Below are 13,150 nucleotides of genomic sequence, written 5' to 3'. Positions count from 1 at the left end.
TGGACCTAGTGCCAGCGTTTCCGGTGTCGGCAGGAGCGACGATTCTCTCGCTTTGGGGTAAGCACGAATATGGCATCCGAAATCGATTATTATGAACAATTGAACGTCTCGCGCGATTGCGATGGCGCGACTCTCAAGTCATCCTATCGCAAATTGGCAATGCAGTGGCATCCGGACAAAAACCCCGGTGACGAGGCCGCAGAAGCCAAATTTAAGACGATTAGCGAAGCCTATGATGTGTTGAAGGATCCGCAGAAGCGGGCGGCCTATGATCGATATGGCCATGAAGCGTTTACCAATGGCGGCGGAAACAATGCGGGCGGCGGTCAGGGCGGCTTCGCAGGCGCGGCTTTCAACGATATCGGTGATATTTTTGAGACTATATTTGGCGGTGGTGGCGGCGCCGGCGGTGGCTTTGGCGGACAGCAGCAGCAACGCGGCCCTGCGCGTGGTGCGGATCTGCGCTATGATATGGAGATTACGCTGGAAGATGCGTTCCATGGCAAGCAGACCGAAATAGAAATTGAAGTGTCGGCCGGTTGTGACGAATGTGACGGCTCCGGCGCGGAACCCGGCACCGGGGCGAAACGTTGTGGAACCTGTCAGGGCCACGGTAAGGTTCGTGCGCAACAAGGGTTTTTCGTGGTTGAGCGCACCTGCACGAGTTGCCAGGGGCGCGGCGAAGTGATCGAAAGTCCTTGCCACGTCTGCTACGGTGAAGGCCGGGTTGATAAACCGCAGGTTCTAGAAGTTGAAATTCCAGCTGGCGTTGATACCGGAACACGGATCCGTCTGTCTGGGAAAGGTGAAGCAGGCGCGCGCGGCGCTCCGTCGGGTGATCTTTATATATTCATCCACTTGATACGGCATGATATTTTTGAGCGCGAAGGCACGACTTTGTTCACGCGCGTGCCGATCAGCTTCACTCTGGCGGCCTTGGGCGGAGATATTACCATTCCCGGCCTGGACGGTGAAAAACATGAAATTCGTATTCCAGCCGGAATCCAAAGCGGGAAGCAAATTCGCCAGCGCGGCGCCGGCATGCCGGTCCTGCGAGGGCGCGGCAATGGGGATATGGTGGCCCAAATAGAGGTCGAAACGCCGACGAAGCTGTCCAAGCAACAAAAAGATTTGCTGCGTCAGTTCCAGGATACGGAGACCGGTGATGAGACACCCAATTCGACCGGATTTTTCGGGAAGCTAAAAGATGCTTGGGAAGATCTGACCGAGTAAAACTGCTGGGTCGCCTTGAGACCGAAACAGCAGGAATTTAGACCTGTCGATCGACCATTTTGGATAATTCCGAAGCAACGGCGGGTCTCCATTTTTGATGTCTGTCCGAAAAACGCAATGTCCACCACTGGATATCTGCAGATGTTGCAGCCTAAAGCCATGCGTTCATCAAATTGCTGTGATAGTGAAGATAAGGTCTCGTCGGAGGCCGGATATCCAACGCTCTTGGACATCGGGGAACAACCAGTCGGTTGGTGGTGCGTCGTTATTCTAGGAAATAAGCGGGTCAGGAAGGGACCAGCCAACCCGACCCGCTAGATTTATGATCAGCATCCTGGTTCATAACCGCATCAAATTGGCCTGTGTGGGAAAAGGGCCAAATTGGGTTGGATTAATTCCGCTGAATCATCAATCAAAACTACTAACGGTCAGACCGGTGATGGATTAACCTGTGGTGCGTATTTATTTGATTGCGCGTGCGAAGACTGGCCATTTCGAAACGCATCAGTCTGACAAAATATCATTGCCGGAACTTCAGTGATTGGGTTCAATCGTCGCAAACCCATCTTCCGTATAATTAGGGCTTCCCTTAAATATTGCAGATTATGCCCGTCAATGCCTACGTCCGCGTTCAGATAGACTTGCGGTTAATGGTCGGCATTTTCGACCCAGATTCTGGGGAAACAGGGTGAATCTATGATTGCAAATGTCATGCTGCAGCGCCTGTTCGAGATTTGCAAAGAATTTTGGACGTTCAAAGCAGACGGTGATCCACTGACAAAAGAGTTTATTGTTCGGCAGCAGCTTAAGCTGATCGCCGACGTGTCGCGGATTGTGGCTATCCTGACGCTCCCCATCGGTATTTATATGGTGGCGAATCTCTTCATATTTGCCAGCAAACCTTTTCTCTATGCCGGTCTCTTTGGGATGGCTGTCGTCACGTTTGCTTCGGTTCGAAATTTTCGCCGCCCCGATCCACAAGGCTCTGACATGAAGCATATCTATGCCTTGCGGCACACGCTTTGTGTGGAGAGCGTTGTCGTTGTGTGCGGGTTGAATCTCTGCCTGGCCGTTCCTCTCGCTTTCGGGCAGATTCCGTTCGACGAGAACAGTATGATCATGGCTCTGGGAAGCATTGTCATTGGGGGCTTTTCTTATGGCAGTATCCCGCGAGCGCAGACCTTTTATATTGCAATACAGACCATGTTTCTGGCGTTCAGCATTGTGTTCATAAATGGTGTTGCCGGGTTACCATCGGTCGCTCTTCTGATTTTTTTTGCAGCAGCGGTGGATTCGATTTATCGCCTCTCCTTTCTCAATTTTGTGAAGCGGCATATTTATGCTGCCAAGCAAAAAGATGCTGCAGAAACGGTCAAACTTTTGCTCAATGACTATGCCGAGCAAAGTTCAGATTGGTTGTGGGAGACTGACGAATGCAAACGGATTGTCCAATCATCAGAACGTTTTGCCATGGCAGCTGGGATGACGCCTAGCGATTTGGATGGCACTCATGTCGCAGATTTGTTTGCGGAAAGCGCGGAACGCCAATCGTTGTCGCAGTTGATAGAACAGGGAGAGGCTGTTCGCAATTTAACGCTTCCAATATCAATCCATGGTGACGTTCGTTGGTGGCGAATTTCTTGCCGTTTCATGAACAATTCGAACGGCGTATCTGGCGCTCTGCGCGGAGTTGCGACGGATATAACGATCGCCAAGCAGGCGAAGGATCAGATCGCTCATCTGGCCCATTTCGATAGTCTAACCGATCTGCCCAATCGATCGTCCTTTCATCAATCCCTTCAACATTCGGTCACGCGTTTACAGTCTCATCAGCGGCTCGCCGTGCTCTATCTGGATATTGATCGCTTCAAGGAAATCAATGATACAATGGGCCACCGAACTGGTGACTTGGTATTGCAAGAGGTAGGAAACCGTCTGGCTGAAGCCGTCGGATCTGGAGATGTTGTTGCTCGATTAAGTGGTGATGAGTTTGCGGCCTGCCTGAACTACATTGACAGTGTCGAGGATGCTGTTCGGACAGCGTCCGAGATTGTCGAGAAAGTATCGGTGCCGTTGATGATAGATGGTCACAGGGTTGTTTCGGGGGTAAGCTTGGGGATCGCCATTTCCAGCGAAGACTGCGATACTGCCGAAGGGCTTCTCCAATATGCTGATATAGCATTGTATAAGTCCAAGCAGAATGGGCGAGGCTGCGTTACGATCTTCGAACCTTATATGCTCACAGCGATCCAGGATCGCCGGACCATCGAACTGGACCTGTTGACCGCCCTAAAGGGAAGAGAGTTTGAGCTCCATTATCAGCCTTTGTGCGATATAGAGACCAGAGAACCGATCGGATATGAAGCATTAATTCGATGGAACCATCCCACAAAAGGCATGATAGCTCCCAATGATTTTATTCCCGTTGCGGAAACAACCGGAATGATTATTCAATTGGGTGAATGGGTTATTCGAACCGCGCTGGACGAGCTTAAAAACTGGCCCGAACATCTCAGTGTGTCGGTCAACCTATCGCCCGCACAGATGCGTAGCCCCAATCTGCTGCCCACAATAGTTCATGCCTTAGCGTCCGCGGGAGTAGAGCCGCATCGCCTCGAATTGGAGATTACCGAAACGGTGATCATGACCAATAATCAGGCCAATTTCGATCTTTTGAACAAGATCCGTTCGCTAGGAATAAAGATCGCTTTGGATGATTTTGGCACCGGCTACAGCTCACTCAACTATTTGCGGAGCTTTCCCTTCGACAAGATAAAGATCGACCGTTGTTTCGTTGAAGAGGTGGTTAGTCGGGATGATTGTCAGGCCATTATTCGATCTATCACAGGCTTGGCATCCAGTCTCGGCATGGTAACGACCGCAGAAGGTATCGAATGTGAAGAGCAGCTAGCCCAACTGAAGATCGACGGATGCCAACAAGCGCAAGGCTATCTGTTTAGCAAAGCAATGCCTGCAAGCGAAATTGCAGGACGGGTTGTCAACGCTTCGACCAATGTTGCCATTCTGGATCATATGTCGAAGTCAAAATTCAGATCATCAATCGAATTCGATAAATCAAAACGGCAGGCTGGCTAGCATCATTTTGATGTTTATGAATAACGGCAATAGCATCATGCTGTCGCGGTTAATCCATTACCGTTCAGGGACGGGAAATCATACCGCCATCAAGAACAAGTGCTTGACCAATCATCCAGGACGATGCGCGCGAGCATAGATAAAGCGCTGTGCCCGCGATATCTTCCGGCGCGCCCATCCGGCCGCGCGGTATCTGTGAAATTGCCAGTTTCGTCATGTCATCATTCTCGACGATCTGTTTGGTCATGTTGCTTGGAAAAAAGCCGGGCGCGATGGCATTGACGTTGATATTATGATGCGCGAGATCGGTCGCCAGATGTTCGGTCAAATTGATGACAGCAGATTTGCTGGCGGTATAGGCGTATGTGGGCATGCCCGAATTGCGAATGCCATTGATCGATGCAATATTGATCACGCGCGCTGGGTCATCTGCCGTTCCGCCGGCTTTCAGCAACGGTAGGAATTTCTGCGTAGCAAAGAAGATCGACTTGATGTTGATATCCATCACCTTGTCCCAACCCTTTTCCGGGAAATCCTCGATCGACGCACTCCAGTTTGCACCGGCATTGTTGATTAATATGTCAATCTTCTCTTCGCGTTCGCCGATAGCTGCAGCGAAAGCCTCAATGCCTTCGACATTTGAAAGATCTGAGGGAATGGCAATGCACTCGCCAAGCTCAGACAGTTCAGCAGCTTTGGCCATCAGCCGCTCTTCCTTGCGGGCGGTGATGTAGACCTTGGCACCATTTTCTATCAATCCGCGGGCCATCATGGCACCGATGCCGCTGGATCCGCCTGAAACTACCGCGACTTTACCACTGACGTCGAATAAGGTCTGCATCGTCACGATCATTCTCCTGTTTGATTGTAATCGGGCTCTCCTTTCACATCGCCCAGGAAAAGTCTACGCGCGATCGATCGCAGCCGCTTCAAGTTGTCTATTTGACGCAATATTTTCCGGAAGTCTTCAGTCCGCTGGAGCAACTGCCGCTTTTGACTTCGGCATAGTCGCCTTTGTCACCGACGCAATAGTTGGCGGATGATTTGAAACCAGTGGGGCAGGAGCCGACTTTGGTAATCGCAACTTTTCCGGAACTGGATTTGCATGAATTTCCCGATGATTTGAAGCCTGACGGGCAACTACCATCCTTGGCAACGGTGGTGCCGCTAGATTGAGCAAAGGCAGTCGGGACGGCGAAGCTGGAAATGACGAGTGATGAGAGGGCGATTGCGTAACGCATTTGGTGGTTCCTTCTGGGAGTTTGATAAAATTATAGGATTTTGAAACTAGCGAGCCGGAGCGCTCAGATATTCAAAGCCGACAAGGCTTTGGCCGGATCTTTTGTTATAATATTGGCAATAGAGCTTTTCCGTTCTGGCGTTGCTATGTTCGTTGAGGCGCGCCATGAAACTAATGCCATATTTGCCGCGTTTTTTCCGGTCGGCTGTATAGGCCGAGGCGCGAGAAGAGTTGCTGCCGGTGGCGCAATCGCTTACGCCCTGATCATTACCGCAATGCAATTTCATATGGGAATCGCCAAGATATTGATCGCTATTCCACGTCCAATAGTTGGTCGTACCGGCACTAGGGTTGTCAGACTTTACGCACTGCCACGTCCAATCATTGCCTTTGTTTAGAGCTTTATATTTCTTTTCGTCGACTTCAAAATATAGGATCTCTTGCGGTTGCAGCGATGGAGCAATACATGATCCGGATATTTTGCCGGGTTTCCGGTTGATAAAGCCGGTGCGCTTTTCTTTGCTAAAGCCTTGTTGAAACGTATAGCTCCCCAAATTGCCGACCGTTACGTTGGACAATGCCAGACCGGTACATTTTGTCAGCGACGTTAGGCTTGAAGATGGTTTTCCGAGCGTAGCAGAGCCGTTGCTTTTTCTCGACCTAGATGATGTGCCTGTGGTTCCACCAATTGCCTTGTTGATCGCTTTTTCGGCTTCTTTAACGGCTTCTTTTTCCGCATCGCGTTTTGTTTTTTTGGCTTCTCTTTTGACGGCATTCTTCAAGCCGCCAAATTGAGCATGGGCTGCCCCACTGCTGATCATGGATATTGCAAAAAGTGCGGCAATCGCTGGTTTCGTATATTTCATCATTGGCCTCCATCGGGTTCACCGTGCGAACTAGTGGAGCCTTGGGGGCATTAGAATATACCATATGGTACATATCGAGCGATTATCTGAGCATAGATGTCTTGTGTGGCAGCGCGATGGTCAATCTAGGCCGACTTTGGCGGCTTCTCGGAAGATTTGGTCAGGGACCTGTTGAATGGCCAAACTCCCAACATCTTGCAACGGGCCGATCAGATTAAAGCCATATCTAGCGCAAAATTTCTTGACCATGTCGGGCGGCGCCAGGCGATCTTCAATGCCGCTGATAACGGTTACGGGGACTTCCAGATTTTGGCACCAATCCGACCAGTCGCTCGCCGTCAATATCGCTTGCTGGGCAGTGGATTCATAGCCATCTTCGAATGTCCGTTTCATCGATCGTTGCATCAGTTCGGCAACGTCCGGCCGGTTGAGCGTGATCATGTCGGCAGCGCTTTCACCATAGATGCTTTTGAAATAGGCCAAGCTCTTGCCGCGGCGGACCATCGTTGCGGCTGCGGCAAAATATAGACGTACAAAAGATGGCGCAATCCGGGCCAGCCGAAGAGGCGCCCGATAGCCCATGGCGAGATGGGAGAAGTCATTGGCATCATCGGCCGGTAAGATCGTGCCCGCCATCACCAATCCGCAAAACCGCCCCGGGTGGCTCTTGATGGCCGCCATGCCATATGGTGCGGCAACTCTGGCTGAAATGATGGAACAGCGTTCGATTTTTAGTTGATCCAGAAGATAAACAAGCCGTTCTACAAATTCTTCAACGACGGCCAATCCCGAGTTCGACATTTTGCTGCCCGCGTAAAAGGGGAGCCAGGGGGCGATGATGCGCAGATCCTGCTGCTCGGCGGCTTCCTGCTGTCTTGCGGTCAAATAGGCCCCATCGATAGTGGCGTGCAGATAAAGAACCGGCTTTGCTGTTGGATTGCCATAGACTTCAAAAGGCAGATGGCTGCCATCCGCTAAGGTCAATCTATGGCTTGAACCGCCGACAACCGGATTCTGGCGCTTTGATTCTGCCGTAGCAAAGGCAATGCTGAAACCCGCGTAAAGGGAAATGAGATCGGTTTGAGAACTGATGCCCAATTTGCGAAACAGGGCCTTGAGCTGGTTCCGTGCTGTTCCCAAAGCGCGGTTTCGGTGTGTTGCAAATTCTTGGACAGATAGGCCGTTGACCAGATATTCTGCCAGCTGCTCTTCTGTTGCCGTTAGTTCCAACGATCGTGCAAATGCGCTACCAATGGCGGAATTCCAGCGCAGTCGCATGGTGTGGAAATCCAGCGATGGTTTGTCCGAATCTGACAATTGAGCGGCAAACAGCAAGCCTTTGTCGTCATCCTGATCGGTATAGAGACGAACAATTGCGGTGGTAGCTTTTGCGCTGCCTTTGATTAGTTTTTCTATCTCTGCATATGCTTCACGATCAACGCCCAAAAGCCAGTCGGGTATGGATTCACCCGGAAAAATTTCAGAACTTTTGAATATATCATCATCGACCCTTAACACGGTCATTGATGTGGAGAGCGAAAGGTCTGCACCCGTCAGCCGGTCGCTGGCTTGTTCCAAATCGCGAGCATAGGAAGAAAAATCATTGCCGACACTGGGATCAATCTCGGTCAAGAGCTCGGTGACATTTGCAAAATGGGGCTGGAGCGCGCCTTCATCTTCAGTGCCCGGTTTCTGCAATATGGTGAGTAGCTTCATCAACCGTTCGGGCTGGGCAGCGATTGCATAGGCGTCGCGTATCAGGGGATCGAGAGATTCATTCGTCATAAAGTTCGACTATAGAAGCTTGTGTCTAACGCAATGAAAATCGTTAGATTTCAAGCCCTTTATGAGCCAGTTAGGCGTTATTTTATCCTTCGGTTTTTTTGCACTAGAGAGAAATTTTTCGCAGTATGTTCAAACAAAAGAACTGACCATATGATTCTGTGGATAAGAATGATGTTCTCAAGTCGGACGAATAGTTGTTCACCCTGCGAACATTTATCGGGAGTCGCTGTCTAGTCAGCTTCCTGATACATATCCCACGAACGGAGTTTCCTGGATATTATCTCCTTACCCACAAAAGGGAGAGCCGGTAATATCAGAGCGTCGGAAATGCGCTATTCCCGCGCAATCATGAGGTGACCAATTTGGAACGTGCTGGCGGATTTATTGATGAGGCCCGCAGCGGCGGGTGGAAAATGCTTTGGGCCGGCGTCATTGGCATGATGCTGGGTATCAGCGCCTTGCCATTCTACACATTGGGTGTGTTTGCACAGCCGGTAGCCGACGATTTCGGTTGGTCCCGAACACTGGTCGTTTCGGGCCTGTCGTTTCAGATGGTGGGAACCGTCCTGGTGGCTTGGCTAGCGGGTTGGATGATCGACCGCTACGACGTCCGGAAAATTGCTTTGTACAGCCAGATGGGTCTGGCCTTGTCCTTCTTTCTCATGGCTCAGCAAAATGGCACAGTGTGGCTCTGGCAGCTAAACTGGTTCATTCTGGCTTTGTTGGGCATCGGCACCTCTCCCATGAGTTGGTCTCGCGGCATAGTGGAACGCTTTGAAAGCGGTCGCGGACTTGCTTTGGGTATTGCCTTGTCTGGCAGCGGGATCACGGCCTTTGCTGGCCCGCCCATAATTGAAGCCATTATAGAGGCTTATGGATGGCGAGCAGGCTATTATGCTTTGGCAGGGGCGATTGCCGTCATAGGCCTTCCATCAACTTGGTTTCTCTTCCAGGTCACACGTCCGGAGGAACCGGGAGAGCAAGTCAAGCCAATGGCAATTCTGAAGGGATTGACGTTCAAACAGGCGCTCTGCACGCGGCAATTCTGGTTGATTCTATTGGCCTTCTGCACGATCACTTTTGCCGTCAGCGGCACCATCCCCAATCTGGTTCCGATCATGCAGACGATGGGCATTGAACAAGCGGCTTATTATGTAAGCCTGATCGGTATTGCGGTTATTTTTAGCCGCCTGATCAGCGGATATCTCATCGACCGCTTCTGGGCACCCGGCGTGGCTACCGTGCTCGTGCTGGTGGCCGCGATTGCCTGTGCGATGTTGTCGCAAGGCATTGCTCCGGCTTTTGCGGTCATTGCCCTCGGTGTGGCTGCCGGCGCTGAATTCGATCTGATCGCCTTTCTGTGTGTCCGCTATTTTGGAATGCGGGCTTATGGTCGTATCTATTCATGGCTTTGGGCCGGATTTGCACTCGCCACTGGCGCCGGTTCGCTGACGATCGCCTATCTCTTGGAAACCGGACTTGGGCCTGCCGGCGTGATGATGGCGGTGGTCGGCGCGTTGATGATTGCCGCAGTGACGCTGTTGGCCTTGGGGCGCTATCCAAATGCAGATAAGTGGGAACAGCAAAGCTGACGTCGATTGGGCAGGCATATGGCTGCCAGCGGATCAGGCCAGCGCCGCAATCCCCGCTAGCGCCTGATCTATTTCCTGCTCGTTGTTGAGCAAACTCGGCGCGAAACGAGCGAAACTCTTCCGGTACGGCGAGTTGCTCATGATTACTCCTTTGTCATGCATCTTTTTGACCACGTCGGGCGGGGATATGCCATCCACTTCAAAACAGGCGAAACCGGAAGAATATGCAGCCGCCATGGGCGTGTGCAGTTTGACATGAGTCATCTTCGCCAAGCCTTCTTTGGACTGGGTGTTGAGCTGGTGGATGCGCCGTTGAACATTGTCCTTGCCCAGAGCCAAATGCAGATCGAAGGCTGCGGGGAGGGCCCAGCGATGTTCAAAGCTGTGAAAGCCGCCCGGACTCATATGGGCACCGACCGGCACTTGATCCTGCGCGATCAAACCCCGCCAAACATAGGTTGAAGCGCTAAAGCTCGGAATGATGGCCTCGCAGCGTTGCCAGCCGCGGTCGCTGCCCCAGACGATGCCAGTCCCGCGTGGGCCAAATATCCATTTATGGGTGCCGCCAATGAAGAAGTCGCAGCCCAGCTTGCTGACATCCTGATTTTCTATGCCCAGTCCATGGACACCGTCGACGCAGAAGATGATCTGTTGATCCGGTTCTCTGTTGGCATTCACCGCATCGATAACATCCGCCATTGCACGGATCGGTAATTTGACACCGCTCGAAGAATGCACCCAGGTGACCGCAACCACACGCGTTTTGTCGGCGATCGCGTTCTGCAAGCGTTGCACGCAATCTTCCTCCGTAAACGCGGAGGCCTCTTCATAAAGCGCGATTTTTCTAATGGTTGCACCAGAGCGGCGGGATCCAAATTCGAGCGACATATCCGATGAATAATGTTCATGCTCGGTTTGCAATATCTCATCGCCAATGCTCAGCTTCAGTCCGCTATAGACCATCGCCAATCCCATGGTGGTGCTGTCGGTCAGCGCATATTGATGCTGCTCCCCACCCATATAGCGGGCGGCGGCGGCTTGGACGCCATAATCGCGGGCCGGAAAGGCATTTTTCAGGAAATCGGATGGATTTTCGTCGAGCGCTTGTCGGATTTTGGCAATGGCATCAGACACCGGTTTCGGATGGGATGCGATCAAAAATGTCGACAGTTGAACATAGTCGCGGGTGAGGGGGAACAGGTCCCTGAACGCCGTCCAGTCCGCGGCGGCGATAGGCTCCGCCTTCGTTCCGGCAGCCGCCGCAGCTTTGGTGCCTCCAACAAGAGCGGTTGCCCCGACGGCGACGCCGGCCCCGCCCAGAAATTGCCGTCTCAACATTTCGGTTCCTCCCTTTTCAAGAGTTTGGCTAACACGAAATGCCAATCTATCCTAATATCGAGGACTTGCCTCGCTATCCAATCACTTGCCGTCAAGAACCACCGCGTCGACGGTCCCCGTTGTGACGGAGTGATAGCTGCTGCGCGTTTTGGCATAGATGCGTTTGGCGATCGGCTTGCCCCAGTCATCCTGCTCCACCAGTGTTTTAAACAAGGGGGCGACAAATTTTCTGCGACCAACGGTCGCGAGAAATGATTCAGCCAGTTGCACCGCTGGTTCATAGCGATTCTGTAGCGCTAGATTGAGCCAGACGAAGAGGATTTCATTGTTGGCAGATGCCGTCAGGCCGAGATCGCGATCCAGCTTGGCCAGTTCCTCATCTGGCAATTGCTTCGGCAATTTGCTCAACAAGCGCAGGCGCTCTGCGCTTGTCCAGTTTGCCCAGACTGCTTTGTCGAGCGTTCGGCTCGCGGCATAGGCTTCTGCAGCCTTGTCTACCTCGGCAAAAGCGGCCGGATCGGGGCGGAGCGCGTTTGATGGCAGGCCTGGCTCATACACCCATTCATCCAGCATGAGTTTTGCTTCCAGCGCTGCGTCACCCTTTATGAGGTTTTTGCGCAAATCGGCGAGGAACATGGCTGATGTTGCGGGTTCGAAGGCGTGCCGGTCGAACCAGCTTTCCAGCCATTCGTCGAATTTTTCGCGTCCGACGATTGCTTCGACCGTGTGCAGGAAGTTAGCGCCTTTGTCGTAAATGACACCGCTTGTTCCGCCTTCAGGGGCGGCGTTATCGCCGGTCAGATGCAAAGCCGTGATATCAGAATCAGAGCCTTTCTCTGCGATGGTCTCTTCCATCGCGGCGAAGTTCAGCGCGCGCTCCTGGCTTGCGCGCTTCTCACCATATAATTTCTCGATGATCCGGTTTTCGAAATAGCTGGTGGTACCTTCGTTCAGCCAGCTGTCTGACCAATTGGCATTGGTCACCAGATTGCCGGACCAACTGTGCGCCAGTTCATGGGCGACGAGGCCGGTCAAACTGCGATCACCAGCGATAAAAGTCGGCGTCAGAAAGGTCATGACCGGATTTTCCATGCCGCCATAAGGAAAGCTTGGCGGCAGAACGATCATGTCATATCGGCCCCAGCGATATTCACCGTAGAGCTCTTCGGCCGCGTCGATCATCTTCTCTGTATCGGCCAATTCTGCAGCCGCTTTGTCAAGCATCACCGGCTCGGTCCAAACACCGGAGCGAGGACCAAGCGGCTGGAATACAATATCGCCCGCTGCAATCGCGATCAGATAAGGCGCAACCGGCTTGTCCATGGCAAATGTGAAGGCTCGACGCCCTTTATCTGCCTCAACCGGATCGCCGCCGGAGAGCCCTGACATCACCACGGTCAACGGTTCAGGTGCTGTAATCTTCGCCTCCCAGGTCTGGCGAATACCGGGGCTGTCTTGGGTTGGTATCCAGGTGCGGTTCAGCGTCGGTTGGCCCTGACTGAGCAAGTAGGGATGTTTGCCACCGGCGGTCTGTTCGGGAACGAGCCACTGTAGCGCTCTGGCTTTCGGACCGGATGTATAGGCAATCACAATCTGTCTTTTGCGACCCATCGATACCGTCAGCGGCGCACCCATGCCGTCATTGGCCTCGCCCAGTTCAAAGGGCAGGTCACTGCCTGTTTCGTCGGTGATCGAGGATATTATGAGCCCCATCGTATCAAGAATGACTGTATCCGCGCCGTCTGCCGCTAAGATGTCCAGCGTGGCGGTGCCACTGACATTTTCCTGAGCAAAATCCAGCGCCAGATCGAGCGCCACATGCGTTACCCGCGCTACTTCCGGCTGGGCATAGCTAAACGGGTCCTTCGCATCATCGCTGGTGAGTATCGGTGAAACCATCGGCTCGCCGTCGACAGCGGCCGTTTCATTTTGTGGGGAACAAGCACTTAGCGCGGCGACGCTGAGTATGAGGGACAAAGCAGCAAGAAAACGCATGGAGG

General features: G+C 52.5%; 9 protein-coding genes. 3 read left to right on the top strand and 6 right to left on the bottom strand.

Features of this window, described 5'->3' with window-relative positions; translation table 11 throughout:
- Nucleotides 1-69 precede the first annotated feature (69 nt).
- Both dnaJ and ABJV08_RS07955 read left to right on the top strand, forming a co-directional pair.
- Nucleotides 70-1,233 carry a molecular chaperone DnaJ gene (gene dnaJ, locus ABJV08_RS07960; protein WP_348040749.1) on the top strand — a complete coding sequence of 388 codons (1,164 nt, stop codon included), beginning with the start codon at nt 70-72 and terminating at the stop codon, nt 1,231-1,233.
- Nucleotides 1,234-1,929: 696 nt separating this feature from the next.
- Nucleotides 1,930-4,329, top strand: coding sequence for an EAL domain-containing protein (locus ABJV08_RS07955; protein ID WP_348040747.1), 2,400 nt, complete (start codon nt 1,930-1,932; stop codon nt 4,327-4,329).
- A 64-nt stretch (nt 4,330-4,393) separates the two neighbouring features.
- Here the strand turns inward: ABJV08_RS07955 and ABJV08_RS07950 are convergent, their stop codons facing one another.
- From ABJV08_RS07950 to ABJV08_RS07935, 4 genes are all read right to left on the bottom strand, one after another.
- Entirely contained in the window at nt 4,394-5,170 is a 777-nt protein-coding gene (locus ABJV08_RS07950) for a glucose 1-dehydrogenase (protein ID WP_348041267.1), read from the bottom strand.
- 97 nt (nt 5,171-5,267) lie between these two features.
- Nucleotides 5,268-5,570: a hypothetical protein gene (locus ABJV08_RS07945; RefSeq protein WP_348040745.1), complete on the bottom strand. Its 303-nt coding sequence runs from the start codon at nt 5,568-5,570 to the stop codon at nt 5,268-5,270.
- Between the two features lie 46 nt (nt 5,571-5,616).
- Nucleotides 5,617-6,435, bottom strand: a complete 819-nt coding sequence (locus tag ABJV08_RS07940) for a hypothetical protein (RefSeq protein WP_348116246.1) — start codon at nt 6,433-6,435, stop codon at nt 5,617-5,619.
- Between the two features lie 120 nt (nt 6,436-6,555).
- A complete protein-coding gene (locus ABJV08_RS07935) occupies nt 6,556-8,220 on the bottom strand; it encodes a hypothetical protein (RefSeq protein WP_348040741.1) in 1,665 nt (554 codons plus the stop codon).
- A 353-nt stretch (nt 8,221-8,573) separates the two neighbouring features.
- Between ABJV08_RS07935 and ABJV08_RS07930 the strand changes: the two genes are divergently transcribed.
- Complete coding sequence (locus ABJV08_RS07930; RefSeq protein ID WP_348040739.1) at nt 8,574-9,812, top strand: MFS transporter; 1,239 nt, start codon at nt 8,574-8,576, stop codon at nt 9,810-9,812.
- Nucleotides 9,813-9,845: 33 nt separating this feature from the next.
- Here the strand turns inward: ABJV08_RS07930 and ABJV08_RS07925 are convergent, their stop codons facing one another.
- Nucleotides 9,846-11,150: an aminotransferase class V-fold PLP-dependent enzyme gene (locus ABJV08_RS07925; RefSeq protein WP_348040738.1), complete on the bottom strand. Its 1,305-nt coding sequence runs from the start codon at nt 11,148-11,150 to the stop codon at nt 9,846-9,848.
- Between the two features lie 81 nt (nt 11,151-11,231).
- Nucleotides 11,232-13,145, bottom strand: coding sequence for a M1 family metallopeptidase (locus ABJV08_RS07920; RefSeq protein ID WP_348040736.1), 1,914 nt, complete (start codon nt 13,143-13,145; stop codon nt 11,232-11,234).
- Between the last annotated feature and the right edge of the window lie 5 nt (nt 13,146-13,150).

The sequence above is a fragment of the Parasphingorhabdus sp. genome, from assembly GCF_039982395.1.
Lineage (GTDB): Bacteria > Pseudomonadota > Alphaproteobacteria > Sphingomonadales > Sphingomonadaceae > Parasphingorhabdus.
Note: the sequence above shows the minus strand (reverse complement) of the source record. Positions and strands in the feature narration are given on the sequence as shown.